Source organism: Saccharopolyspora sp. 6V, assembly GCF_020176785.1.
Taxonomy (GTDB): Bacteria; Actinomycetota; Actinomycetes; order Mycobacteriales; family Pseudonocardiaceae; genus Saccharopolyspora_C; species Saccharopolyspora_C gregorii.
Genome location: NZ_JAIUKB010000020.1, coordinates 1 through 2,864, shown reverse-complemented (window position 1 = coordinate 2,864; position 2,864 = coordinate 1). Strand labels below are relative to the sequence as shown.

4 protein-coding genes are annotated in these 2,864 nt (G+C 78.6%); all 4 read right to left on the bottom strand.

All coding sequences use genetic code 11. From position 1 onward, the window contains the following. Positions 1–312: response regulator transcription factor (locus LCD35_RS04685; RefSeq protein WP_374108032.1), on the bottom strand; the 312-nt coding region annotated here is incomplete at its 3' end. A gap of 31 nt (positions 313–343) precedes the next feature. Continuing rightward, entirely contained in the window at positions 344–964 is a 621-nt protein-coding gene (locus LCD35_RS30290) for a sensor histidine kinase KdpD (protein ID WP_224966189.1), read from the bottom strand. A 107-nt stretch (positions 965–1,071) separates the two neighbouring features. Then, positions 1,072–2,259, bottom strand: coding sequence for a glycosyltransferase (locus LCD35_RS04675; protein WP_224958157.1), 1,188 nt, complete (start codon positions 2,257–2,259; stop codon positions 1,072–1,074). After that, complete coding sequence (locus LCD35_RS04670; protein ID WP_224977907.1) at positions 2,256–2,801, bottom strand: LuxR C-terminal-related transcriptional regulator; 546 nt, start codon at positions 2,799–2,801, stop codon at positions 2,256–2,258. Before LCD35_RS04670 ends, LCD35_RS04675 begins: the two co-directional genes overlap by 4 nt. Positions 2,802–2,864: the final 63 nt, after the last annotated feature.

Below are 2,864 nucleotides of genomic sequence, written 5' to 3'. Positions count from 1 at the left end.
ACGCGGGGGCCGGCCCCCCAACACCCACCCGCCACGCCCCCGCCGGCGCACACCACCCGACAAATAGGGCAGCCACGACCGGGAAAACCCCCCCCCCCCCCCCGCCCCCCCCGCCACCCCGTCCCCGTCGCCGAAGAACCGGTCCAGCAAGCAGATGTCCGGGGCCAGCCTGCGCACCGCGGCGACCGTGGCCGCGATCGAACCCGCGGTGCCGACCACCGGGAACCCGCGTGCGGACAGCGCCGAGACCAGCGCGTCCACGAAGATCGCGTGGTCGTCGCCGAGCAGCACCCGCGTCGAACCGTCCCCCATCGCTCTCCCCCATCGTCGCCCCGTGCGAGCCTCACGCCGCCGGGAACACCAGCCGAGCCCGCGTCCCCCGCCGCGGCGCCGGATCCAGGTGCAGCCGCGCACCGCAGGACTGCGCCAGCGCGGTCACGATGCCCAGGCCGAGCCCGCTGCCCGCGGCGGGTGCGCGGCCGAGACCGGGGCCGTCGTCGACGACCTCCGCCGTCACCGCCCCGCCCGGGTGGCGGGTGGCCCCCAGTTCCACCACGCCACCCGGGCCCGCCGCGCGCGCCGCGTTGTCCAGCAGGTTCGCCAGCATCCGCCACACCGCCGCCGGGTCGGCGCGCACGTGCACCGGGGCGCCCGGGTGCACCAGCAGCGTCGGCGCACCGGCTCCCGCGCGGGACGCGGCGAGCCCGCCGAGCAGCCCGCGCAGTTCCACCGCCACCGGTTCGCCCGGGGCGCCGCCCGCCGAGACCAGCTCCAGCAGGCGCACCAGCTCCTGGTGCACCAGCTCCAACCGGTCGCGGGCCTGCGCGGGCAGTTCCGCTTCCGAGCGCATGCCCTCGGTCAAGTAGGACGCGGCCGCCAGGCCGTGCCCCAGGTCGTGCAGCAAGCCGCGCAGCCACCGGTCCGCTCCGGGCGGTGCAGGCGCGGGCAAGGATCCGGTTCGCACCACCGCTCCCCTCCGCTCCGAGACGCCGCGGCCGGCGGGCCGCGCTACCCGGACTTCGCGTCGGCACTGCCCGCTCGTTGCAGTCTCATACCTTCAGGGGATGACCGTCACCGCAGGTCACGGATGTGGCGCGGCGGCTCCACCGGCCCGCCGAACCGGTCCGACCCGGTCGCGGCGGCGGTCACCGGCTCGCCGCGGTAGGCGGCGGCGAGGTCGGCGGCCAGGGCCGCCGCGGTGTGCGCGCCGAGCACCCGCTGCCGCGCGGCGGTGGCGAGCCCGGCGGCCAGTTCCGGGTCGGCCAGCAGCCGGGACACCGCGGAGGCCAGCAGGTCCGGGCGGGCCGGGGGAACCAGCAGGCCCGTCACCCCGGGCACCACGACGTCGCCGATCGCGTTCACCGCGGTGGCCACCACCGGCACGCCCGCGCTCATCGCCTCCACCACCGCCAGCGGCAGCCCCTCGTAGCGGCTGGGCTGGACGAACACGTCGAACGCGGGCACCAGCTCCGGCGCGTCCGCGCGGTCCCCGGCCAGCACCACGCGCGCCCCGAGCCGCGCCGCGGCCGCCCGCACCCGCGCGGCCCGCTCCCCGTCGCCGATCCACACCCCGGTCACGTCCGGGCGCCGCAGCGCCGCCAACGCGGCCACCCAGTCCTCCGGGGCCTTCTGGTAGACGAGTCTGCCGACGGCGCCGACGACGACCGCCGCGGCGGGCAGCCCCAGCTCGCGGCGCGCCCGCTTCGGGTCGACGGGCACCGGTGGCACCGCGACCCCGGTGGTGCGGACCCGGTCCGGGGCGATCAGCCCGCGCCGCACCGCTTCCACCGCGACCCCGGTCCCGACGCACAGCGCCACGTCGGTGACCCGCCCCAGCGCGCGCTCCACCGCCAGGTAGGTCCGCCGCCGCGGGGCGCGCTGGAACTCGTGGAACGGGAAGCCGTGGTAGGAGTGCACGATCCGCCGCATCCCGGCGCGGACCGCGGCGACCCGGCCGAGCGCGCCGGCCTTGGCGCAGTGGGTGTGCACCACGTCGAAGGAACCGCGCCGCAGCAGCGCCGTCAGCCGCAGCAGCGCGCGCAGGTCGTCGGCGGGGGCGATCGGGGCGCGCAGCGACGGTTCGAGGACGCAGGCGGCGCCCGCCGCCGCGGCGTCCCGCAGCAACCGGCCGCCGCTGCCGGTGATGACGGTGACGTCGAACTCGCGCCGGTCCAGCGCGAGCGCGCCGCGCAGCGCCATCGCCCCCGCCCCGCCTTCGAGCCGGGTGATCACGGTGGCGACGCGCGGCGGGCGGTTCATCGCCGGTCCGGCGGGGAGGGCCGGTCGATCGTGCCGATCTCGCCGGGGGCGCGCGGTTCGCCGGACGCTCCGGCGGCGCCCGGTGGTCCCGACGTGCTCGGTGGCCCGGAAGCTGCGAGCTGCCCGGGAACGTCCAGCGATCCGGAGGTGTTCGGTCGCCCGGGAGCGCGCGGCTGCCCGGAGACGTCCGGCTGCCCGGGAGCGCCCGGTTGCCCGGGAGCGCGCAGCCCCGCCGCGGCGGCCACGCTCACGGCCTCCAGCTGGGAGTGCACCCGCAGCTTCGCGAGGATGCTGCGGGTGTGGGTGCGCACCGTCTCGGCGGAGATCCGCAGCTCCGCGGCGATGCGGCTGCCGCGCTTGCCCTCGACCATGCCGCGCAGCACGTCCAGCTCCCGGTCGCTGAGCACGTCCAGCGGACCGTCCCTGCGGGCGGCGCGCACCACGTCGGCCCGCAGCCCGCGCAGGACCTCCCCGAGCAGTTCCGGCGGGTACCAGGCGTGGCCGCGGCACACGCCGCGCAGCACGGTGGTCAGCTCGTCCACCCCGCACTCCTTCGGCACCCACCCGGCCGCCCCCGCGCGCGCGCCGCCGCCCCGGGGGGGGGG

What these genes read in the sequence shown, in the direction of transcription:
- LCD35_RS04675 (WP_224958157.1), bottom strand. Translation starts at nt 2,259, where the DNA reads ATGAACCGCCCGCCGCGCGTCGCCACCGTGATCACCCGGCTCGAAGGC.